This window comes from Enterococcus rotai, assembly GCF_001465345.1.
Lineage (GTDB): Bacteria > Bacillota > Bacilli > Lactobacillales > Enterococcaceae > Enterococcus_L > Enterococcus_L rotai.
Map to the genome: position 1 here is coordinate 576,400 of NZ_CP013655.1, position 22,290 is coordinate 598,689.

Sequence of the window (22,290 nt, forward strand, 5' to 3'; positions counted from 1 at the left end):
TACACAAAAGGCACTCCTGAGTATGTACTAAACAGGAATGCTTTTCCCTATTTCAAAAATATTATTAACTAAATGTCAAGTGGTTTTCCTAGAGAAACAAATAACTAAAAAAGTGGCAGAAAACCAACAATCAGTTTTCTGCCATCTTTTTTAAACTTAAAATGTCGGATTATTTTTAATCATCTCTTGGTACCACTCAAAAGATTTTTTCTTTTTCCGCGCTAAAGTCCCTGTTTGATCATCATTTTTATCCACATAGATAAAGCCATAACGTTTTTTCATTTCACCAGTTGTTGCACTGACTAAATCAATTGGTCCCCACATTAAATAGCCAAAACAATCCACATAATCTTCAACGATTGCTTTTTCCATTTGTTCTAGATGCTTTTGGAGATAATCGATGCGGTAATCATCTTGAATCGAACCATCAGCTTCTACCTGATCCACTGCACCTAAGCCATTCTCCGTAATGATGATCGGCAATCCGTAGCGTCTATAAACATAGTTTAAGAGATATCTTAACCCAGTTGGATCAATTGCCCAGCCCCATTTACTCTGTTCAAGATACGGATTTTGAACACCACCGAATAAAGTTTCTTCATTATCGTCGTCTCCTTCGTAATGGGCCACACTTGAAGAATAATAATTTAGTCCTATAAAATCCAATTTTCCTTTTGCAAAAGCTTCTTGGTCGGCTTTAGAAATTTCTAACGCAATTCCTTGAGCCTTGTATTCCTTCAATTTGTATTCTGGAAATTTCCCCATACACATAGCATCGATTTGATAGAATTCACGATCCGTTTCTTTCAACGAATTCATGACATTTTGCGGATCACAATTCAACGGATAGGCTGGTGTCAAACCAAAAACACAGCCAACTTGATTTGTTGGATCGATTTTTCGAGCTAACGCGACAGCCTCTACACTAGCTAATGTCATATTATAGCTGATTGTTGCTAACGTTTGCTTTTTGTTTTCCATCTCAGTATATTTCAATCCAGCAATAATATAGGTGAAAATATCTGATGCTTCTGTTTGAGGATCAATATGGTTCATTTCGTTAAACGTTACCCAATAACGGACTTTGCCTTTTAGCGCTTCAAACATTGTTTGACAATAGTTTAAATAAAAGTCAATGACTTTTCTGTTCGTCCATGAGCCATATTCTCTGACTAAATGAACCGGCATTTCAAAATGATACAATGTCACGATTGGTTCAATGCCATTTTTCAATAATTCATCGACTACTTTTTGATAAAACTGAACCCCTAATGGATTAGCTTTTGCTTCATCGCCTTTAGGATAAATTCTTGACCAATCGATGGAAATGCGTAGTGCTTTAAAGCCCATCTCAGCAAATAAAGCGATGTCTTCTTTATAGCTATGATAAAAATCGATCCCATCATGTGATGGATAATATTTATCTGCCTCAATTGTCTGACAAATTTCACGAGGAGTTTCATGACTTCCTTGCGTGACCAGATCCATAATCGCCACACCTTTACCATCTTGATCCCAAGCACCTTCACATTGGTGAGCAGCAATACTGCCGCCCCATAAAAATTCATTTTTTTTCATTGTGTATTCTCCTTAAATTAAAAGCCTAGCAGGCTCGTCCAGTTCTTCAAAAAACAAATACTACGTTACATCTATTCAGTCCATTCATAGTGTTTTGTAGTACGCCTTAGCGCTTGCTCTCAGGAATTGATGAACTAGCCCGCAAAACTAGATATTATAAAATAACGGTCAAACACTCATCTTCGGCAAATAAATTTTCTTGCACTGCTGGTATCACATCTAAATAATCCATTGTATTCGTAATAACTACGATAACTGTTGGGTCATAGCCATCTTTTTTGATTCCTTCAAAATCAACTGTTGATAATAGTTGACCTTGTTTCACCTGATCGCCTTGTTCTACGATTGTATCAAAGTGCTTCCCATCAAGTTCTACCGTATCGATACCAATATGGATCAGTACTTCTACGCCTTGTTCTGTTTTGATGCCGATTGCATGTTTCGTTGGAAAAACAGCTGATACTTCACCTGCAACAGGCGCAACGATTTGACTATCACTTGGAATAATTCCTAATCCTTTACCTAATGCACCCGTTGAAAATGCTTGATCGTTGATTTCAGCTAATGGAACTAATTTTCCTTCAACAACTGACGCAAGAGGAACTTTTTTTACGTTGCCAGCCGAAGCTTGTTCTGTTTCGTTCACTGGTTCTTTCGCTTCTATATCTTTTTCTTCCTGAGGTATCCCTAAAATGTATGCAGCAACACCCGCTGCTACAAAACCAACCACCACACTGATGATCATAAAGATCAGATTAGAGAAATCTTGATTATCCGCATACGACGGTAGACCCATCAAGCCCCAAACAATCGAATAGGTTTTAACGTTCATCAGACCAGCAAACAAACCACCCATTCCGCCACCGATCATAACGGCAATAAACGGTCTTCTATATTTAATAAAGGCACCATAGATTGCTGGCTCTGTTACACCCATCAAGGCACTAAAACTAACTGTCCCGAATAATTGTTTTTGTTTTGAATCTTTTGCTCTTAGGAAGTAACCTAACATAGCACCAGATACAGCTAAATCAGAAATGGTTGCTGCTGCTAAGAAAATCGGATCGTACCCCATTTTGTTCACAAAGTTAAGTGCTAATGGCATCATGAAATTTCCGGCACCTAACATGATCAAGAACGGTTGGAATGCTGCATAAAGCATCACAACGATCCAGCTACCAAATGTATTGTGTAAAACTTCAAAGAACCAACCAATACCATCACCGATCCAAATACCGATCGGTCCGAATACCAATAATGTCACAGGCAAACAAATCACCATGATTAATAATGGGTTTAAGAAATATTGCAAAAATTTAGGAATGTATTTTTTTAATAATACTGTTAATTGTCCCATAAACCAAACAGCTAAAATAATTGGAATAAATGAGTTCGCATAAACCATTTGCGGTAATTGAATCCCAAAGATGCTCAAACCTGCTACATCATTGATTGAACTTGAAACAAGTGTTGCTGCTAACGCTACTGCCAAATATGGACTGGCTTTTAAACGCTTTGCACAAGACATAGCAATTAAAATTGGTAAAAAGAAAAACACTGCTGAACGAATCGAATCTAATAATTGATAGGTTGGACTATCTGCAGAAATCAACCCAGTGATTGAAAATAAAGATAAAAAACCAGCAAGCAATCCAGAAGCAATAATCGGTTCGATTACTGGTGTCATTGTTTCAGATAGTAAATCCATTGCAGCTTTTAATGGGTTCTTTTTCTCTTTCACTTCGATTTCCTCATCTGAACTTGGCGATAGTCCCAGCATACTGATCAATTCTGCATGAACTTCACTTACATGTGTCCCAATGATTACTTGATACGCTACGTTGTTAGAGACAACATCAATCACGCCATCTAGTGCCTTTAAACCTTCTGTATCAGCTTTTGAACGATCGTTTAACGTAAAGCGTAAGCGAGTCATACAATGAACGACTGCTTGAATATTTTCTTTCCCACCTACCAGGCGGATGATTTCTTCATTAAATGGTTGATATTTCATTTTCTTAGGTCCTCTCTTTTTGACTCCGATGCGTTACTCGATGGATATGGAGCATAAGGTAGGTTTCTTCATCGATCGTTAGATCACAGGCATATTTTTGCTGAATATAGACTCTGATTTTCTCAACACATTCAAACGAACTTGTATACATCGATTTGATTTGTTTATTCAAAACTGTATCACTTTCTTCATAACTGTTTTTCGTCATGATTCGTTGAATAAAATATTGTAAATGGGTCATCAGTCTCATGTAATTCAGTGAGCCTTCATCTAATTTGATCTGAAAATGGTACTGAATGATCGATAAGATATCTCTTAAACTTTCCATCGAACGGATCGTTTCGTCTAGATTATTCTTATCCTCCTGCAGATTGACAAAGTGCAATGCGATTGAAACGGCTTCGTCTTCTGGAAATGTCAGTTGAAATTGTTCATTGATCAAATTCAATGCATACATGCCAATATCAAAATGCTGTGGATAAAATTTCTTAACTTCCCAAGTCAATGGGCTGCGAATAAATTGTCCTTTGGCTGCACGTTTTAATGCAAATTCAATATGATCCAGTAAGGTCAAACTTAGATAATCATTTGATTTTTCACCCAACTTTTCTTCTCCGTAAGCAATGATTTGATTGACTAATGTAATATGATTCGCATCTGAATGGGACAGTAAATAACTAAAATGTTCCAACATATCATTAGAATCTAACACATAGGTCTTTTCGATTTCATGGTCATAAATCACTTGCCCAACTTTTTTTCTAAAGGCTAATCCTTTGGCATAAACGATGACCTCATTATCTCCTCGGCTTACGATTGCTACGTTGTTGTTTAAAATTTGACTTACTTTCACTTGTTTTACTCCTTTCCAGAAAAAAAACTCAAACTACCCAGGAAAGGACATTCCTAGGTAATTTGAGTTCTGCCTGCATCATTCAGTAACATACTCTATAAAATGGCTGCTTCGCCATTAACGTTTTTTTTCTTGGTTTTAGTATAATCTATTTCCCCTTAATTTGCAACGCTTTCATAGAAATTAGGATCTGATCGTTTTTTTTATTTTAAATCTGCACCATTTGTTTCGATCACTTTTTTATACCAGTAAAATGAATCTTTCTTAGAACGAGCTAAAGTTCCTTTTCCTTCATCATCTAAATCTACATAGATAAAACCATAACGTTTGGACATTTCACTTGTGCTCGCACTGACTAGATCGATACAGCCCCACGGTGTATACCCCATCAGATCCACACCTTCATCGATTGCTTGTTCCATTTGTTCGATATGACTTCTCAAATAGTCGATTCGATAGCTATCATGAATACTGCCATCTGCTTCAACAACATCTTTGGCACCTAAACCATTTTCTACGATAAACAACGGTACTTGGTAGCGGTCATATAATTTATGCAAGGTTATGCGAAGGCCCACCGGATCGATTTGCCAGCCCCAGTCACTTGCTTCTAAATATGGATTTTTCTTAGAACCAAGTAAGTTTCCACCAGTCGTATCGCCATCTTTTTCATGTGAGGCAATACTACTCATGTAATAGCTGAAAGACATAAAATCAACCATTCCTTCACGTAAGATTTCGTCATCTCCCACTTCTTTTTTGATTGTGATGTTGTGATCCCGGAAAAATTTATTCATATACCTTGGATAAGCCCCACGAATTTGGACATCTGAATAGAATAAGTTACTATGATCGCTATTGACACTTTCCATCACATCTAATGGATTGCATGTTTCTGGATAAGCTTCCATTCTTGCAAGCATACAACCGATTTGAGCATCTGGAATGATTTCATGACAAGCTTTGACTGCCAAAGCACTTGCGATAAATTGATGGTGTGCTGCCTGATATTGTGCTTGCAGCATATTTTTTTCACCATCCGCTAAAATACCACCGCTTAAGTAACCTGTCATCCCAATAATATTGATTTCATTGAAAGTTAGCCAGTATTTTACTTTGTCTTTGTAACGTTCAAATAGAACTCGTGCATAACGTTCAAAAGCTTCGATCGTAGCACGACTTTCCCAACCATTTTGTTTAAATGCCAATCCTAATGGAAATTCATAATGAGAAATCGTTACTAATGGTTCAATATCATATTTGATACACTCATCGAAGACTGCATCATAAAAAGCTAAACCTGCTTCGTTTGGCTCCAGTTCATCACCGTTTGGAAAAATACGTGGCCAAGAGATCGATAGTCGAAATGTTTTAAACCCCATTTCCGCAAACAAAGCGATATCTTCTTTATATCTATGATAAAAATCGATGCCGTGACGTTTAGGATAAACACCCTCTTTGTCATTCATTGCAAATTCAACATCTGCTTTAGTGGTTGGTTTCAGTAATTCTGCCATACTGATCCCATTCCCCTTAATAAAACGTGCTGTATCAGCTGTTGACCAGCCTTTACCATCTTCCAAAAATGCCCCTTCAAACTGATTTGCTGCAGTTGCGCCGCCCCATAAAAAGTTTTGTGGAAATCCGCTCATATTTTCCATCCTCTCGGTCATTGATTTAGTGTATAATTGACTTAATAAACTAATCTTAACACGAGAAGAGTCAATGTGATTTTTATGTTTCTGGTGTTATTTTCATTATTTCGATCTATTTTCGTTAATGTGAAAATGGATCATTACGAAGGAGCTTTTTGATGCTTGATTTATTTGATTTTCTTCATTATTTAAACACAAATAAGCGAGATGCAACTTATTCACGGATCATCATTTATCTTCTTAGTCACCTTAATGAGGTTCGGACACTGACAATCACTGAAATTGCCGACAGCTGTTTTGTTTCACCAGCAACGTTAAGCCGATTCTGCCGTCATTTTGGCATTTCAAGTTTTGCCTCTTTGCGAGAGTCACTCGTTTCGTTAGGCACGATGAAAGGCCATAGTGGTTTGCGAATGAAAGAACATGAGCTGACTGATCTTAAGCATGATCCGAAAAGTTACCTGGCTTCATATGGAACTGAAATCATTACAGCCGTTAATGATGTCTTGGAGACTATCGATATTGAGCAAGTCGATCATATTTTAGCAGATATCCATCAAGCACAAGAAGTCATTTTGATTGGGTATAGCGCTACATTAGAGTTAGCAAAAGACTTACAAACATCTTTTCTTCTAAGCCAGAAACTGATTTTTGTTGGGGAAACAGAAGAAACTCAGCAAGCGTTTGTGGATGAACTGAGTGAACAATCGATCGTAATCGTGATTTCCTCTTATGGCTCTTTACTTAACCGTAGCAGTGAGTTGATGAGAAAAATCAGCAATAGCCCCGCTAAGTCGATTCTTTTGACTCAACATACACAAAATACATTGACCAATCAATTCGATTTATCAATCAATGTGACCACTACCAACTATGTCCGCATTGGTAATTATCCTTTGACGTTTTTCTTGGATTATTTTGTGCGGCGATATACAAGTTTATATCAATAAAATAGGGATTATAAATAAAAGGAGTTAGGTGTAGGTATGGGATTATTTGATTTTTTCAAACAAAAAGAACCAAAACAAACGATTGATTTAGATGAGGAAGTAGCAAAAATCGTAGCAATTTACGAAACTTATCCAGAATTCCCGGTAATGTCAGCAGAGCGTAATGTTGATGAATGGGTGGAATCAATTGCTAAGGGAACAAGTACCATTGTCCCTAAAGAAAGTATGATTCGCAATGCCGATGGCTTACTACCTGGTGAAGTGATTTTACTGGATTGGGTCAATAAAAAAGATTCTACCCTGTCTGTTTTTCCAGAATTCTTTGAAATGGAGTTAGGAATCGATCCGGCAGCCTCTACAAATGAGTTATTATTTGCCGATTATTTGGATATTTTAAATGATGCATCGGTTATTGATTACTGGTCTTTATTTCAACTGAACGAAGTATTTGAGGAAAATGGACTGAGCAAATGTGACACCAAAACACAAGCTCTGAAACTGCTAAAAAAGGAATTCACTACTGATTATATCGTAAATATGGTCGATCCTGGAATTTATATTTTAATGGACAAAGGTCAAGCCATTGTTGATAAATACGCAGATTTTATCCATGATTATTTAGATACGCCACCAGAATAAAAAAGAGAAGCTAAGTCTAACAACTCATGTTAGACCTAGCTTCTTATTCTGTTTTCTATCCAACTAACTCCCAAGGTCCCCATTGTTCTGTTCCTGGTACGTTGCCCTGAGTCCACCATTTTGCTTTATACGTCTTGCCTTGATACGTTACAACATCGCCGCCATTGTATGCTTTAGCAGCGTCCCATGCATTGGTTACAGGAGGTGTTGTACTTTCTTTCGTTTTGACTGAAACGACATTACTGTCAGCTGAAAGGTTGCCAGCTGCATCATAGGCTTTGACTGTGTAATTGTATGTCGTATTCGCTTTTAAAGCAGTATCTGTATACGTCGTTTCTGCAACGGTTCCTACTAAGACACCATCACGGTAAACTTTGTAACCAGCAAGCTTCACGTTATCTGTAGAAGCTGCCCAGTTTAATACTGCACTAGCATCTGTAATAGTTCCAGCTTTTAAATTGCCAGGTGTCGTTGGCGGTGTCGTGTCCGTTGGATCTGGATTGACTGCACCTCCACCATATACTGTTTGCTTACTAAGCTCTGCACCATTTTTAGCAATTCGTTGTGTCAAAGCAATGCTGCTGATTCGATTTACATCTACTGCCGCAGCGCTTGATTTCAATCTAAAGGTATAACTTGCACCTTGCGGGATTTGTTGTGCATCATAAACTGAGGAAAGATCAACCACAACGTTTCCGTTTTCTACAGTAACAGTTCCAGCTTTATAGTCACCTGCAGTCAATGTTTCAGCCGCATTTACTGGAATGTATAACTTAGGTAATTTCACTGTTTCAAAAGCAGCTTCTACCGCTTTTAGCACGTCTCCAGTTTCACCTGAAGTTTCATTGTTTTTCACTGTAATTTCATAACCAGCGCCATTTTCACTATAAGGTGCAATCGTTGCTTTGACATTTAAATCTGCATAAATCGTTTTATTTGCTGGAAGACCAGCTGAACCAAATAAACCTGTTTTGATTGCTTTGGTTAGTTCGTCCCGTTTCGTTGTATCTGTGGCTTTATCTTGTGATTGCATCCATGAAATCACGCCGCCTAATTGATTATTTTTTACATATTCTGCTTTGTAACCGATCGAACGAGGGTTATCATAGGTATAAAATTCACCTGTTTTTTGATTATACATGTATGGTGCTTTGGCTACATCATCCCAATATTCTTTTAAATCAGGAGATTTAACTTTAAGATCCGCAATATTGCGATACGGCCAAACACCACCTGCACGGCCGCCATCACCTGATTTCAAAGGATTTTTATTATTAGCACCATAAGTTGGTGATAAATCGGCATCCTTATTATTTTTTTCTGCGGCTTGGAATAGTCCAGGTTTTGCTGTATCCGTTCCTGCTGCTACTTTATTCCAACCACGTGTATAAAAAGCAGCTCCGATAACAATTTTACTTGCTGGCGCACCATTCGTTTGCAAGTATTTAACCGTTTGATCTACTGAAAAACCACTAGCATAATTAGGATCTGTCGGATTGCCATAAAGCGCGCTATGATGGGCGCTGTTTGGTGTCCATGCTCCATTCATATCGTAGGTCATCACGTTAGCAAAATCGATCACCTTGAATAATTGTTCCACATCGATACCGTTTTTCAAGGTATTTTGTGAAGCGGGTAAGGCAACCGATAATTCATAGGTTTTGCCTAAGTCTTTTCCTTGTTTATCAATTGCTGTACGAATATCTTGTAACAGCGTAATAAAATTTTGTTTATCTGCCGGTTTAGCATGTGGCGTTCCTTCATCATTGGTATTATCAACCTTATCTGGCTCACGAACAGAGACTGGATATTCCCAATCTAAATCGACAAAATCCATGTTTGTATATTTAATAAATTTAGCAATATTGCTGACGAAATTTGCACGAATCGTTGGATTAGCTGCTACATCAGAAAAGTCTCCTGATTTAGACCATCCGCCAATTGAAATGCCGATTTTTAAATTAGGATTCTTGGCCCGAATATCCTGAATGGCATTTAAAACACCTGCACTAGCGCTATTCCATTGCACACCTTCTTGACCGACAGGTGCTCCAACCGCTGCATCTTTATCCGTAAATTTCAAATTCCCGCTACTATCAAAGTCTAAAAAAGCATAATTTAAATGCGTCAATTGATCTGCTGGAATATCTTTAGGATAAAAATTGTCCTCCCCACCCCAGATCGACCAATCCCCGTAGTACATTACATTACGGTATTGAGCAGGTTCTGCTGCCTCTACCGTCTTATTTTGGGTTAACACGGATAAAGATAAAACTAAACTCGAAACAATAAGAACTAAATTAGATAAAACGTTTACATTTTTTCTAAACACTTTTTTCAAATTTTCCACCTCGTTTAAGTTTTTGTCGTGCAGGAATGACCTATATTACTTCATTTTCTGGTGTTGAGTATCCCCTCCCAAGGTTCTTTTAATTCTCATCATAAGAATATAACATTTCGATTGAAATCGCTAACGATATACATTTAAAAAAATAAATTATTATTAATGAAAATATATCAAGATAAAAAATGTGACTGGGTTATAACTATCAGAGTTATAACCCAGTCACACTGAATCCGAATAAACAGTTAAAAGAGAAGCAATCCCTTCGGCAGTAACGTAAATACTTCTGTCTCATCCTAACCACAAATATTGATACCTATACCAAAGAGAATATCAGCAACTAGGCAACATATACCCTCTTGAACGTACTGTTCGAATATATTTGGACTTAAAAGAATCATCATTCAATTTTTTTCTTAGATGAAAAACTAAATTGGCAACACGATATTTTTTATCACCTTCTTCTCCTCCCCATGCATTTTCATAAAGTTCTTCGTAAGATACAGCTTCACCTTTTCGTTCAATCAATAGCTCTAATGTTCTAAACTCTAGTTTAGTTAAACCAATTTCATCTTTTCCTTCAATTTTTACGGCAAAATTAGCAGGAACTAAACGAATATCAAAAGATTTCTTATCCTCCTTAGAGCGATCAACGAATTGATTTACACCGAGGACCGCTCTTCTTTCAAGAGTCTTTGTAATATACAACGAAAATTCATCTAAATCAGCTTGATTATTAAAAGTACCATCTGCTCCAAGTTGGAGATGGATGATTCTATTTATTTTTGTGGCCTCTTCAGATAAGACCCAGATGAAACAGTTCGCAATATCTCTCACTTTAATGATCCATTCGCAAGTTTGACCAATATTTTCTACTGCTGATTCCAGGATAAATACAGCATGTATACTGGAAATTTCTTTCGTTAATTCACCTAAATCCATATGACGTACCGTGTATTCTTTTTCTTTTAACGCGGTTATGTATGTTGATGTATTGTTTTCAGTATCACTTACGATTGCTATGTTAAACATTTTTGATTCCCTCATTTATATTTTTTTGATTATTACACAAGCATTCTTCTATTTTTTTAAGGATATTTACACTTTTTTTCCTTCCTAGTAATCAGTATAAAAAAGAAAAAAGCTATTTTATTATTAATTTTGTGTGTAATTTCCACAATTTTTTGATAAAAGGGCGAAATCACGCTATATCCTTCATGATTTATTTCATCTAATTTATTGAATAAATAAAAAAAATAACTGAAATATAACTTTACGAGTTATACCTCAGTCACATAAAATCCGAATAAACAGTGGATAGAAGTAAATACTTTTATCCTAACCTCTCCCAATAAATAGAAAATAAATTGTTTTACTCTATCATTTTTCCATATATTTTTTTATTTTAATCCTCAAACAATCCTAATGCGAGTTTTTTTAGTTTGGCTTGATTCAATTGATAGTTCTTCCCCTGTTTTATCACTAACTTTTCTTTTTGGAACTCTGCTAAGGTATAGAGTAAATGTCTGTAACTCACACCTAAAAATTCAGCAGTCTCTGTTTGTTTTTCAGTATATAAGCCTTCAACCTCTGTCTGTAGCATATAAGCCGCCAAACGATGTTTCAATTCATAGTTTTGATTATTTGAAAAATGCTCGACCCTTAATAGCACCTTTTCACCTAAATATTTAGCAATAATTCTTAAAAAATGATTATCATTTAATAATTCTTGTTTTACTTTGTAATAGGGGAGTGCTAAGCAAACACAACGATTGATCGCTTGTACGTCTTTGACTTGTTCTTCTACCGCTAATAGCGAAAGTTCTCCTATAAAATCTCCTTTCCCCAAAAACTGGATCAGAGAACGTCGACCATTTTCATGGATTTTATAAATTTTAGCTCTGCCTTCGATCATCAAAAAAAGCTGTTCTACTTCTTTATCAAAGCGGACGATGTATTCTTTATTTGTATAGACGATAATTTTGGCTTGGTTTAACAGAGCATCAGAAAAATAATGAGATAAATCGAAAGGGCTATTTTTAGTTAATGCTGTTAATTGATCTAAAGAATATTTTTTCATTGTGCCTCCTAAAATGTGAGATATCTCCTATTATTATGACTGACTATTCGTTAAATTACTACTAAGAGGCTATGCTTTTAATTTAGGAGGTTTATCATGAAAAATTTTTTATTTTCTCTTTTCTTTTACACGCTTAGCGGTATCGGTATTAGTTTGACGCTTAAGGCAGATATTGGTGTCAGTAGTTTTAATTCATTGAATATTGCGCTTGCTTCGATTAGTGAGATTCGAGTCGGAACCATTACTTTTTTATTGAATACTTTATTTTTGTTGCTTTATATGTTGTTATCACGAGAAAGACAATTCTTAAAATATTTATTAATGTTCCTTTCCGTACTATATTTGGGTAACATAATCAATTTTTTCTCTTATACCGTATTAGCTCCTTTAGATTTGGACAATTATTTACTTAAGCTAATAGTCTTTATTATTGGTACTTGCATTGCAGGTTTTGCTACGGGAATGGTGATCTCACTTGGTATTTTACCCTTTCCTATCGAAAGTGTCTGTATTGTTTTATCTGAGTTGACAGGTTTTTCTTTCGCCAAATTCAGATATGGTATTGATTTATTTTCAGTAACACTTTCTTTGATTCTTTCATTGAGTTACGACCTCCCTGTCTTCGTACGCGAAGGCACACTACTTAGCTTATTTTTATTGTCTGGCGTTATTTCTTTGACCAAAGCGAATTATGAGGCTCACTTACTTAAACAAAATAGCTAAATATATACAAAAAAATAAGTGGAAAAAATGCTAATATAGCCTTCTTCCACTTCTTTTCAGTTGTCGATTTTGATAAAAGGTAATGCACCATCCGTGAAAATTTCATCGCCACCACCATTTCTACCATGATAACTTGTTGTAAAATGCTCCACGATTTCAATGGAAACAGCTTGATTCGATTGCTTAAATGTTTTTAAAACAAAGTCTCGTTCTTCATCAATATCTGAATTTATTTTATGTGTCACTTGACCTGTAAAAATAGAAAAACCAACTTTTTTATCATAGGTTGCCGCACCCAGCCAGTCAGCTTTTCTGCCTCCTGGTAAATACCAATCATCTGGCGTTTGCCAAAAGCGGATGTGATGCCTTCTTCTTGGGTTATTTTCGATTTCTTTTTCAAAAGCTAGATCTTGCTTTTTATTAAATAAAAAGAGTGAACTAACTGGTGCACTAGGATATGATTTGCTAAATACACTGGCTGTGATCATATGCAAACTAGAACGAAGTGATAAAGGTTCAGCTTTCGTCCAGCCTGCATTTATAAATAGTTGTTCCAGCTCAGCTTTAGAGCCTATAAAAGCCAGATTGATCGGATCACCAAGCAATCCATCACTAGTTCTAGAGCGACCAATAAAATAGTCCGGCAAGTAACGACCTGTCATCAGCTTGTTGATATAAGGAATCACCAAATAGGAACTAAATAACCAGAAAAAGATATAAAGAAAAATATGAATTTTCCGTGTTAAAATTTCTGCGAATAAGGAGCTATAAACTAAATAACCAAAAACAATAATAAACGTAAATCGAACTACTCTAAACACACTATTAAACACTGTTTGTTTTTTCATTTAAGCCTTCCTCCCGACACGTTACACCTCATCTGACTCAGGATCATAGGGAACGTATTGACTATAATTATCCATTTCTCCTTCAAAAAGATCATTGACAAAATGGCTATACGAACCAATTCCCATTGTCCCCAATTCTGAGCTGGTTTCTGTCATAGTGTTCACGATTTTTTCCTGATACTCCGCAGCAGTGATCACTGCCCCTGTTTTGAGATTCTTATAAAAATCAGGCATTTCACTTCATCCTTTCTTGACTAGTACTTGTTTAATTAAATTATACTCACTTCTGAGATAAAGTCGCCTGTTAACATGCTGCTTTGGATAAAAAAAAGAAGCAGCCCTTTTAAACGACTGCTTCTTTTTTAGTTATAAATAGTGACTTCTTTTTTAGTTTGTTTAATACCAACCATTAGCCATCCAGAAAGATTGCGCTGCTTCCCAAGAGCCATAACGGCCTGCTACATAGCTATCCGCTACACGTTCTTGATTTGCTTCTGAATAATCTCCATTTAAGTATGAAGCATCTAATTGATATCTACCGATATATTTACCGTTTGTTGCACCATAAGAACCACTAGATTCTTTTTGAGCAATCCATTCTTTGGCAGAAGATGTTGTTGCAGCAGTTGCTGGTACTGTTTCTTGTGCAACTGGCGCTGCTTGTACTTCAGTTTCCTGTACAGGCGCTGGTGCTGCTTGTTGAGCAGATTCTTGTTGAACGGGTGCTTGTTTCGCTTCATCTGCCGTTCTGATCGTTAATTGTTCTCCTTCAAAAATCATATTTATATTAGAAATGTTATTGTCTTTAGCAATTAAATCGATCATGCTATTGTCTCCGCTGAATTGGTGAGAGATAGTAGATAATGTATCTCCAGATTTTACTGTATATAAGCTATCAGCGTGCGCGTCAGTCGTTCCCATAAAGATACCTAGTCCTGCAGTCAAAGTTGTTGCGAATAAAATCGTTTTAAGTGATTTCATGTTGTTTCTCCTTTGTAAAAAATATTTTTTGTCGTTTGTTTATCGACTTTGCATACTTTAACATCTAAAAATATTTCATAGGTGAAGATACCGTGACAATTCGTTACGAGTGTTTTCATTACGTAACGGCTTGTAAAATAAGACTGTCAAAACACTTGTTCGCTCTGGATTTTCATTTGATTTTAAAATTGAAAAAATACATGATTTTTTCTGAAATAATACTGATTTAATTTAAATATTAATTGTAATGTTACAAAATCTGGGAATTATTACAGAAATTTTTAGCTATTTCCTTTGCTAAAACAGGATTTCCAGTCGATTCAACCTCATTTTTAGCGCACAAAAAAAGCAGAAAGGCTTTTAAGTTCTTAGCCATTTCTACTTTTTTTACTATCTATTATGGTCTTTTTGTTCGATCACTGATTCTAATAATCGATTTTCTGTTTGAATAATATCAAAGAACGCACTGATTTTCTCTAGTTGCTCATAATCGATTTGATATAATTTTACTCTAGGTTTGAAAAAGAGAAAGCCTGGACGAATCTTAACACGCTCATTGATCAAATGACATTGTTCCATCATTGATTGTAAATCCATTTCTGAAACACTATTTTTAATTTTTTCAATACGTGCTCTTTCATAGACCCATTGATCTTTTGTTACGGTCATTTTTTCGGTGATCGTCACTAATTGACGATTTAAACGCCAAGATTGTTCAATAAACTTTGCTTTTTTATAAAGATCATCATACTGGATCAAATCGATGCGAACTGGCTTGTACCAGTCTTCTTCATCAATTGTAGACTTCTGATGTTTTTTAAATCGTTTTAATCCACTAACGAGTAAGCTGTTTTCTATGGCGAGCAGTTCGTACTCCAATTTTTCTTTTGCTACCCGCACGCGTTCCTTTGACGCTTTTTCTCGTTTCAAACTTTCTTTTAAAAAGAGAACTTCACTTTCTTCTGTTCGAGCAAGTGCTGTTACTTCAGCCTCTTCTATTCGTTCTAGATTTAAGTCTTCTTCTTCGGCTTCGGCCTCATCTTCATCTAAAAACCATTGTTCAATTTCTGATAGTTCTTCTTCTGGCGTTTCTTCTATAGATACTTCTACAGGAAAACTAAGTGTTTCACCAGACAAAGGAAGCTCTTCTTCTTCTTGAAAAATAGAAAGAAGTCTTTTTTCTAAAATGCTGCTGACAGATTCACCTTTTGAATAATCCATCTGTTCCAAGCTAGCAGAAACAGTAAATTGGATTGGCTCTTCTTCTGAAGAAAAAGAAACAGGAACCAATTCGCAGAAATATGTATTAAAAGCACCATCAACTTCTTCAACAAGTTTTGTCCAAACAAATTGGGGAAAGAGTTCTTCTAATTCTTCCAATAAAACATCCCAATTCAGCTGAGCATGAAAAAACTGGATTTCCACATGTTTTTTAATTGGGGACGTTATCACTTTACGAGAAAGCTCATCGTTCTCCCGAAAAGTAAGAAAATCTCCTGTTGAGCGTTCATAGAGTGTCTCACATGCGTCAACAATTTCTTCCGTACTATCTTTTTGGTAGAGAACGGTCCCTAAAGTGAATGGGATTGCTTGTTGATGAAAAAACACATCGAAATAATCATTCATTAAACCGTTCTCCTTTCTTGTTTTTTATGATTGAAGTTCATAAACTGGCGCTAGAATAAGCTGTTGTCCTTCAGTTAAAAAGTATTGATCTAGGTCGTTCCACTCTTTTAACGACCACACAGAGATCCCTGTCTTTTTAGATATACTTGCTAAAGTATCGCCTTTTTTCACTTCATACGTTTCTTTTGTCTTCTTACGCGTTGCACTTACTTGATAATCTTTTGATTCTTTTGTAGACGTTGTTTCACTTGTTTCTTTTGTTGAGTTTGTTTGCTTCGTTGTATTTGTTGTCTTTTTAGCTGACGCTGTTTTTGATTCTTTTTTATTTGAGTCTTTTTTAGCCGTAGATTTAGTTGTTTCTTGGTTTGAAAATGCGTTAGATAATTTTTGAACCATGTCCAATGAACGGTCTACTGCATCTTCTTTTGGCACTACAGTCGTTTTTTCCTCTTGTTTTGGTACACTCAATTTTTGACCGATAAATAACATACGACGATCTAATTGATTTTTTTCTAAAATAGCTAACGTAGAAATATTGTACAACTCACTGATCGATTTAAGTGATTCACCTTTTTTAACGATATGTGTAAGGTATTCAATTTTTTGATCCAGTTGATCGTCTTTCTTTTCTAACTTATCAAAAGATGTATTTAATGTAATTTTCTTCGCTTTTTTGGTATTTTTTTTATCTTTTAATGTATCATATTGTGTTAAATTATACGCATCGATCAAGCCGTTTAATTTTGAATTGTAGCTAGTATCTGTCGCATAACGACCCGTTAAAAACTTCGTTGCATCTTTATACGATTTCGTATTGGTTTTCCAAGTCCCACTATAAAAAGCACTGCTGGAATCTGTACCACCTCTAAGAAGTTTCACATAATCCCCTAGTGACTCTTTATATGATGGATACTTTCTAAAATTCGAACGAATCGTGAACATACTTCCAGAGCCATTATCTTCACTCGTTAGAAAATTAGCACTAGAACCTTCATAGCTTCCTTTGATACCAAATAGATTATAGTTTGGCGCAGAAGCTAATGCACTGTTTCCTGAAGCACTTTCTAAAATCGCTTGCGCAATCATCACTGATGCATATAAATTATTCTCTCCAGCAATCGTGCGGGCATCTTCACCGATTACCTTAACAAAACTTTTCGTAGTTAGATTAGGACTGATATGAAATACCTGATCTGATCCAGTAGAAGTACCACCAGTATTACTTCCAGTTACCGTTCCAGTACTTGGTCTACTTGGCTGCGGTGCTGGTGCACTTGGCTGTTGAATTGGTCCTTGAACAGGTGGTGCTGGTTGATTAGGTGTTGGTTTGTTTGGCTTATTTGGTTTTGGTTTCGGTTTGCTTGGTTTTGGTTTTGACGGTTTTGTTGTTGAATTCGTTGTACTGGTACTAGAACTGCTTGTTGTACTAGTTGAAGTACTAGTTGACGAATCTGTGGTTGATGTCGACGATTCAGATGTACTTGTCGATTCCGTTGTATCTTGTGTAGAGCTAGTGTCATCTGATGAACTTGTCGAATCACTGCTAGATTCTTCAGTTGACTCTGTGCTTGAAGAAGAATCTGCACTATTTTCGGTAGTAGAACTGGTTTCTATTCCTTCTACTGTACTTTCTGTTGTTTCATGTTCCTTAGTTGAAGATAAAATTGCTACTTGCTCTTGTTCTTCGGAGCTTGAAGTTGCTTTGTCATTGATTTCTTTCGCAACAATTGGTTGAACATCGCTAACAGAAAGGACAGCACTTGAAGTAAGCAATCCCACACTCAATAGTCTTAATTTTTTACTATTTAGATTTCTCTTTTTCATTCTGTGTCCTCTCTTTCTATTAATCAGTATCTTCTTTCACCAAATTGATGATTTGGTTGAATGCTTGTTCTGATTCTTCCTTAACATCTTTGATGCGTTTATAATAATTTTGATATTCTTGTTCAGCACGTTCTAAGCGTTTTAAGACACCTGCTTTTTTCTTGGTTTCTTCATTGATTAGTTGTGCACGATGGTTTGCTTGATTGACGATTTCTTTTGCTTGTCTCTTCGCCTCTAATAAAACTTCACCGATATCTTCTTTCGTTAATTGTTGGTCGACATCGATCATTTTTTGTGCTAATTGACGTTTCGTTTCTTCTAATTCCTGACGGACTTTTGCCAACTCTTCATAAGCACCTGTATCGGTTGGTGTATCAGATGCCATGATCACGATCCGGTCTTCTGAAAGTTTGTCGATTTCTTCTTGTTTCGCCAATAGCTCTTGCTCATACTGTCTGATTTTGTTAGCAAAGCGCTCTGCTTTTTTACGGTTCAAATCAGTCTCATCAATCTGACGATTACTATCACGTAACAAGCTGTTGTATTTGCTTTTTACTTGTTCAAGTTCGGCCATACGAGCATCGTAGTCTTTTGGTACGGCTTGTACCATCGATAATTCATTTTCCAATGAATCGTTTGTTTCACGAGCCGCTTCTAATTGATTTTGTAATTGAGTGTTCTCTCTCTTATTCTTGCGTAACTCTGCTTTTAATTCGCGAAGTTCACTTTGAAGTTGTTCATTTTCTTCTTGTAGTTCCTCTAACTCATCATCATCGATAACTTCATTGACAGGCGGTCTCTTTTTCTTTGGTCTTGGCTTTCTCGCTGGCGCAGGAGCCGGTTTTTTCTTTTTGCGTGAAAATAGTGAACGAGATTCTTCGTCATCATCATCGTCATAGTCTTCGTCGTCATCATAATCTTCATCATCATCGTCGTAGTCTTCGTCGTCATCATAATCTTCATCATCGTCGTCGTAGTCTTCGTCGTCATCATAATCTTCATCATCGTCGTAGTCTTCGTCGTCATCATAATCTTCATCATCATCGTCGTAGTCTTCGTCGTCATAATCTTCGTCATCATCGTACTCTTCATCATCGTAATCTTCGTCATCATACTCATCGTAATCTTCGTATTTTTTTCTTTTTTTACCTTTTCCAAAAATCTTTAGCATATGCTCACGTCCTTCTACAAAAATAGGGCTATCTCTTTTATTGATTATTTTTAGTGTACAATGGATCTTAAGTGAATTATTTGAACTGTCTCTCTATGTATATAACTATAGTGACGAGTGCCGTAATTTTTTATCTATAAAAATAACCAATTTCACTTCTAGGTATTTTTCAAGTTGCAATAACCTACTTGTTTGTCTAACCACGACGAACAATTTTGACAACCATTCTAGTTGCCAAAAAAGAGTGGTCTAAAACATACCTACTTCCTTACATTTTATCAGATATTAAGCAAACAAACAAACTGAATTCACGCTTTCGTTCTATTTTTGCGAAACTAAAATAGTTCATTATTGTTTTTAGCAAAAAAACAGATTTATAACAAATTTAATATATGTTTTTTTATGATTTCAACACGTTGAAACCGATTATTATTTTTATTTAAACATTAAAAATTACAAATGATTAAATAAAATGAAACATATTTAACAAGCTACTCATTTTAGGGCTTAAAGTACTTGACCTCCTCCCGATTTTCCGATTATATCCTTTGTATAATGAACGTTTCACCAAACTCCCCTCTTTTTGTTAGCCGATAAACATAGAACTCTCCTCCAATAGATTAAGCAATTATTACGTCTGAAACCGAATTTCAACATTTGCTAAACCGAACATTATATTTTTTTTATATAATAAAACATCTTTTTTTATTTGTTATTAATTTCATCAAAAAACGAAAAAACACACTACGTATTTTTTTCAGCAATTTATTACTTTTTTTGTGAGAATGATGAGTATTTACAAAAAATGAGCTCTAATTATTTGAAATTATGAATGATTTTACCGATTTTTGGTGATAAATTTCTAATTGTAAAGGAATCGTTTATTTTTACACTATTTTAATGTTCATGTTTCACTATTCAGTTGGCAGTCTAATCTAAAGTAGAAGTACAGTTATACTATTCAAAAAAGAGCGAAACAAAACTAAAAATCAGTTTTGTTTCGCTCTTTTTTTGCTACTCTTTTGAAGGGATCAGTAAACGTAAGCCATTCAGAATAACCAATAACGTACTTCCTTCATGGGCGATCACACCGATCGTAATATCCATTTTCCCAAGAATATTTAATGTAATCAAGAGAACTACAATGAACATTGAGAAAATGATATTTTGCCAAACGACACGGTCTAAGCGCTTGGAGATTTTATGGGCGTAACTGAATTTCGTTAAATCATTGTTCATCAAAACAGCATCTGCTACATCAATGGCAATATCTGTTCCATCACCCATCGCAACACCGATATCCGCTGTTACTAGAGCTGGTGCATCATTAACTCCATCCCCTAACATCGCCACATTGCCAAAACGAGCTTGTTGGTCTTTAATGATCGCTGCTTTATTTTCCGGTAAAACATTCCCCACAACTTCATCGATTCCGATTTGACGTCCGACTGCTTGTCCAGTTAATTCGGCATCACCAGTAATCATCGTGGTATGAATTCCTTGAGCTTTCAAATAACTAATGACCGTTTTAGCATTTTCATTTGGTACATCCATCATTGCGATCAAACCAATCACTTCATTGTTCTTCGCAAAGTAGACCACTGTTTTTCCTTCTTTAGCGTATTGTTCATTATGAGCATTGATTTGAGTTTTAACTAAGCTGAAAATTTCTGGTTTACCAATTTGATACGTATCTCCTTGATATTCAGTAACTAGTCCTTTACCGATTTCATTTTCGACGTTTAAGCTTAGTTCTGTACCTGCTTTGAATCTGTCTAAAATCGCATTTGCTAGAGGATGGTTCGCTGTTTTTTCCATCGCAACAATTAAATCGATACAGGTTTGTTCTGTCATTTGTGCCGTATCTGTTAAGAAATAGAAATCAGTGACAGATGGTTTCCCTTTCGTCAAAGTCCCTGTTTTATCAAAAGCGACTGATTTAATGGTCGCTAGGTTTGCTAGATAAGAACCACCTTTGAATAAAACACCTCGTTTAGCTAGGTTGGAAATACCTGATAGTGTGGCTGGTACAGCACTGGCTGCAAGCGCACAAGGTGAAGCGGATATCAAGAACACCATACCGCGATAAAAGCTCTCGTTCCATGACCAATTAAATATAAATGGACCTACTGCAATAAAAATTGGGACTAAAATCAAGACGATCGTTACATAATAAGGTTCTAATTTTTGGATTTTAGTAGCTGTTTTCGACAAATTTGATTGAGACTGATTGACTAATTGAAGAATTTTGGCAAAGACTGTATCACTGCTGTCTTTGGTCACTTCCATAGTAAATGTACCTGTTCCATTGATTGTACTACCGAAGACTTCATCACCGACTGTTTTTTCTCGTGGAATACTTTCACCATTGATCGAAGACTCATCGATTGAGGTACGCCCTGATAGAATGACTCCATCAGTAGCAATTTGATCGCCATTCAAAACTTGTAGTTTATCACCGATTTTCAAAGTGACGACATCGACTGTCTTCACGCTACCATCCGCTTGGATCAAACGCGCTTCAGTCGGATTCATTTTAAGTAGATTGGTAATTTCTCTTTTACTACGACCTTCAGCATATTCTTCAAGGAAATGAGCTGCTGCAAATATAATGATCAGCAAAGCCCCCTCTTCATAATTTCCGATGATCGTCGCTCCGAAAGCTGCTAAGGTCATTAAGATGTGAACGTTTGGAACAAATTTTCTTTGTTCTTTTGATTCACTGAGCGTATCAACAATACCTTCTAAAATAATGTGGTAACCCGATAATAGCATGGCACTGACAAATAGAATATTTTGGAGCAGCGAGCCCTCAGTGATAAAAAATGCGATGATAAAGATTGCTAATCCTGTAAAAAATAAAACGACAGGAGATTTTCCATGACTGTGACTGTGTCCGTGACTGCCTTCATGATCATGATTGTGCTCATGGTCTTTTCCGCTTGAACAGGTGTGATCGTGCGCTTTTGTTGTTTCCATTTTATGTTTCCTCCTTTTTGGTTGT

At 36.0% G+C, this 22,290-nt stretch carries 17 protein-coding genes; 3 read left to right on the forward strand and 14 right to left on the reverse strand.

The window, feature by feature from the left end; translation table 11 throughout:
- Positions 1 to 156: 156 nt before the first annotated feature.
- From ATZ35_RS02740 to ATZ35_RS02755, 4 genes are all read right to left on the reverse strand, one after another.
- Positions 157 to 1,578, reverse strand: coding sequence for a family 1 glycosylhydrolase (locus ATZ35_RS02740; protein ID WP_208929422.1), 1,422 nt, complete (start codon positions 1,576 to 1,578; stop codon positions 157 to 159).
- A gap of 154 nt (positions 1,579 to 1,732) precedes the next feature.
- Positions 1,733 to 3,592 (reverse strand): beta-glucoside-specific PTS transporter subunit IIABC, encoded by a 1,860-nt coding sequence (locus tag ATZ35_RS02745; RefSeq protein ID WP_208929423.1) that lies wholly within the window; start codon positions 3,590 to 3,592, stop codon positions 1,733 to 1,735.
- 4 nt (positions 3,593 to 3,596) lie between these two features.
- Entirely contained in the window at positions 3,597 to 4,445 is an 849-nt protein-coding gene (locus ATZ35_RS02750) for a PRD domain-containing protein (RefSeq protein WP_208929424.1), read from the reverse strand.
- A 203-nt stretch (positions 4,446 to 4,648) separates the two neighbouring features.
- A complete protein-coding gene (locus ATZ35_RS02755) occupies positions 4,649 to 6,097 on the reverse strand; it encodes a glycoside hydrolase family 1 protein (protein ID WP_208929425.1) in 1,449 nt (482 codons plus the stop codon).
- A 161-nt stretch (positions 6,098 to 6,258) separates the two neighbouring features.
- On the opposite strand from ATZ35_RS02755, the gene ATZ35_RS02760 reads away from it, so the two are divergent.
- Together ATZ35_RS02760 and ATZ35_RS02765 are read left to right on the forward strand one after the other, a co-directional pair.
- The gene (locus tag ATZ35_RS02760) at positions 6,259 to 7,050 is read left to right on the forward strand and encodes a MurR/RpiR family transcriptional regulator (protein ID WP_208929426.1); all 792 of its coding nucleotides are present in this window, start codon (positions 6,259 to 6,261) and stop codon (positions 7,048 to 7,050) included.
- Positions 7,051 to 7,086: 36 nt separating this feature from the next.
- On the forward strand, positions 7,087 to 7,689 hold the full coding sequence (locus ATZ35_RS02765) for a hypothetical protein (protein ID WP_208929427.1): 603 nt from the start codon (positions 7,087 to 7,089) through the stop codon (positions 7,687 to 7,689).
- A 55-nt stretch (positions 7,690 to 7,744) separates the two neighbouring features.
- Here ATZ35_RS02765 and ATZ35_RS02770 read toward each other — a convergent pair whose 3' ends face one another.
- The 3 genes from ATZ35_RS02770 to yeiL form a co-directional block, all read right to left on the reverse strand.
- The gene (locus tag ATZ35_RS02770; protein ID WP_208929428.1) at positions 7,745 to 10,030 is read right to left on the reverse strand and encodes a glycosyl hydrolase family 18 protein; all 2,286 of its coding nucleotides are present in this window, start codon (positions 10,028 to 10,030) and stop codon (positions 7,745 to 7,747) included.
- Positions 10,031 to 10,366: 336 nt separating this feature from the next.
- Positions 10,367 to 11,065, reverse strand: coding sequence for a winged helix-turn-helix domain-containing protein (locus tag ATZ35_RS02775; RefSeq protein WP_208929429.1), 699 nt, complete (start codon positions 11,063 to 11,065; stop codon positions 10,367 to 10,369).
- A 373-nt stretch (positions 11,066 to 11,438) separates the two neighbouring features.
- On the reverse strand, positions 11,439 to 12,113 hold the full coding sequence (gene yeiL, locus ATZ35_RS02780; protein WP_208929430.1) for a transcriptional regulator YeiL: 675 nt from the start codon (positions 12,111 to 12,113) through the stop codon (positions 11,439 to 11,441).
- A gap of 96 nt (positions 12,114 to 12,209) precedes the next feature.
- Between yeiL and ATZ35_RS02785 the strand changes: the two genes are divergently transcribed.
- The gene (locus ATZ35_RS02785; protein WP_208929431.1) at positions 12,210 to 12,836 is read left to right on the forward strand and encodes a DUF6198 family protein; all 627 of its coding nucleotides are present in this window, start codon (positions 12,210 to 12,212) and stop codon (positions 12,834 to 12,836) included.
- A 56-nt stretch (positions 12,837 to 12,892) separates the two neighbouring features.
- On the opposite strand, the gene ATZ35_RS02790 is transcribed toward ATZ35_RS02785, so the two are convergent.
- From ATZ35_RS02790 to ATZ35_RS02820, 7 genes are all read right to left on the reverse strand, one after another.
- Complete coding sequence (locus tag ATZ35_RS02790; RefSeq protein WP_208929432.1) at positions 12,893 to 13,684, reverse strand: LssY C-terminal domain-containing protein; 792 nt, start codon at positions 13,682 to 13,684, stop codon at positions 12,893 to 12,895.
- A gap of 21 nt (positions 13,685 to 13,705) precedes the next feature.
- Complete coding sequence (locus ATZ35_RS02795; RefSeq protein ID WP_208929433.1) at positions 13,706 to 13,918, reverse strand: hypothetical protein; 213 nt, start codon at positions 13,916 to 13,918, stop codon at positions 13,706 to 13,708.
- A gap of 162 nt (positions 13,919 to 14,080) precedes the next feature.
- Positions 14,081 to 14,665, reverse strand: coding sequence for an aggregation-promoting factor (gene apf, locus ATZ35_RS02800; RefSeq protein WP_208929434.1), 585 nt, complete (start codon positions 14,663 to 14,665; stop codon positions 14,081 to 14,083).
- Positions 14,666 to 15,055: 390 nt separating this feature from the next.
- Positions 15,056 to 16,291 carry a hypothetical protein gene (locus ATZ35_RS02805; protein ID WP_208929435.1) on the reverse strand — a complete coding sequence of 412 codons (1,236 nt, stop codon included), beginning with the start codon at positions 16,289 to 16,291 and terminating at the stop codon, positions 15,056 to 15,058.
- Between the two features lie 24 nt (positions 16,292 to 16,315).
- Positions 16,316 to 18,115 carry a glucosaminidase domain-containing protein gene (locus tag ATZ35_RS02810; RefSeq protein WP_208929436.1) on the reverse strand — a complete coding sequence of 600 codons (1,800 nt, stop codon included), beginning with the start codon at positions 18,113 to 18,115 and terminating at the stop codon, positions 16,316 to 16,318.
- A gap of 19 nt (positions 18,116 to 18,134) precedes the next feature.
- On the reverse strand, positions 18,135 to 19,286 hold the full coding sequence (locus ATZ35_RS02815; RefSeq protein ID WP_208929437.1) for a coiled-coil domain-containing protein: 1,152 nt from the start codon (positions 19,284 to 19,286) through the stop codon (positions 18,135 to 18,137).
- A 1,014-nt stretch (positions 19,287 to 20,300) separates the two neighbouring features.
- Positions 20,301 to 22,265 carry a heavy metal translocating P-type ATPase gene (locus ATZ35_RS02820; RefSeq protein WP_208929438.1) on the reverse strand — a complete coding sequence of 655 codons (1,965 nt, stop codon included), beginning with the start codon at positions 22,263 to 22,265 and terminating at the stop codon, positions 20,301 to 20,303.
- Positions 22,266 to 22,290: the final 25 nt, after the last annotated feature.

Bases quoted from the DNA above. Each gene is read 5' to 3' on its own strand.
- ATZ35_RS02740 (WP_208929422.1), bottom strand. From the start codon at position 1,578: ATGAAAAAAAATGAATTTTTATGGGGCGGCAGTATTGCTGCTCACCAA.
- ATZ35_RS02745 (WP_208929423.1), bottom strand. From the start codon at position 3,592: ATGAAATATCAACCATTTAATGAAGAAATCATCCGCCTGGTAGGTGGG.
- ATZ35_RS02755 (WP_208929425.1), bottom strand. From the start codon at position 6,097: ATGAGCGGATTTCCACAAAACTTTTTATGGGGCGGCGCAACTGCAGCA.
- ATZ35_RS02760 (WP_208929426.1), top strand. From the start codon at position 6,259: ATGCTTGATTTATTTGATTTTCTTCATTATTTAAACACAAATAAGCGA.
- ATZ35_RS02765 (WP_208929427.1), top strand. From the start codon at position 7,087: ATGGGATTATTTGATTTTTTCAAACAAAAAGAACCAAAACAAACGATT.
- ATZ35_RS02775 (WP_208929429.1), bottom strand. From the start codon at position 11,065: ATGTTTAACATAGCAATCGTAAGTGATACTGAAAACAATACATCAACA.
- yeiL (WP_208929430.1), bottom strand. From the start codon at position 12,113: ATGAAAAAATATTCTTTAGATCAATTAACAGCATTAACTAAAAATAGC.
- ATZ35_RS02785 (WP_208929431.1), top strand. From the start codon at position 12,210: ATGAAAAATTTTTTATTTTCTCTTTTCTTTTACACGCTTAGCGGTATC.
- ATZ35_RS02790 (WP_208929432.1), bottom strand. From the start codon at position 13,684: ATGAAAAAACAAACAGTGTTTAATAGTGTGTTTAGAGTAGTTCGATTT.
- ATZ35_RS02795 (WP_208929433.1), bottom strand. From the start codon at position 13,918: ATGCCTGATTTTTATAAGAATCTCAAAACAGGGGCAGTGATCACTGCT.
- apf (WP_208929434.1), bottom strand. From the start codon at position 14,665: ATGAAATCACTTAAAACGATTTTATTCGCAACAACTTTGACTGCAGGA.
- ATZ35_RS02805 (WP_208929435.1), bottom strand. From the start codon at position 16,291: ATGAATGATTATTTCGATGTGTTTTTTCATCAACAAGCAATCCCATTC.
- ATZ35_RS02810 (WP_208929436.1), bottom strand. From the start codon at position 18,115: ATGAAAAAGAGAAATCTAAATAGTAAAAAATTAAGACTATTGAGTGTG.
- ATZ35_RS02815 (WP_208929437.1), bottom strand. From the start codon at position 19,286: ATGCTAAAGATTTTTGGAAAAGGTAAAAAAAGAAAAAAATACGAAGAT.
- ATZ35_RS02820 (WP_208929438.1), bottom strand. From the start codon at position 22,265: ATGGAAACAACAAAAGCGCACGATCACACCTGTTCAAGCGGAAAAGAC.